The 438-nt window shown below is 72.8% G+C and carries 1 protein-coding gene; it reads right to left on the bottom strand.

Annotated elements, in window-relative coordinates:
- The coding region (locus FLP08_RS17075; RefSeq protein WP_156278124.1) for a two-partner secretion domain-containing protein at window positions 1-438 on the bottom strand (438 nt) is incomplete at both ends.

Below are 438 nucleotides of genomic sequence, written 5' to 3'. Positions count from 1 at the left end.
GGCTCGACGCCGGCTTCGATCACCCCGGCGTTGTCGATATGCGCCGCCTCCAGCGCGATGCGTTCGCGCGCCGCCAGGCTCTGCCGGTTGACCAGTTCCTCCGCGCTGCGGATCTCGGCGCTGCCACCGGCGTAGGTCTTGCCGTTCAGCTCCACGGCCTGGGCCGCGATCTTCAGGTCGCCCTGGCTGGAGGCCTGGGCCAGGCTCAGCTTGCCGCTGGCGTCGATGCGGATGTCGCCGCCGCTGGCGGCCATGTCGCCGGCCAGCCGCACCCCCACGCCCTGCTCGGTGCCGACCAGGCGGATCGCCCCGGCGTACATCCCGCCCAGCGCCGAGCTGTCGATCGCCAGCTGTGGCTTCTCGCTGCCATCGGCGGCGCGCGGCGTGGCCTGCAGGCTGTCGGCCTGGACGTCGTTGCGGCCGGTGACGATGTTGAGG

The sequence above is a fragment of the Christiangramia aestuarii genome (genome assembly GCF_009735585.1).
In the GTDB taxonomy this organism is placed as follows: Bacteria; Bacteroidota; Bacteroidia; order Flavobacteriales; family Flavobacteriaceae; genus Christiangramia; species Christiangramia aestuarii.
The sequence above is the reverse complement of the archived record's forward strand: the minus strand, read 5'-3'. Positions and strand labels throughout refer to the sequence as shown.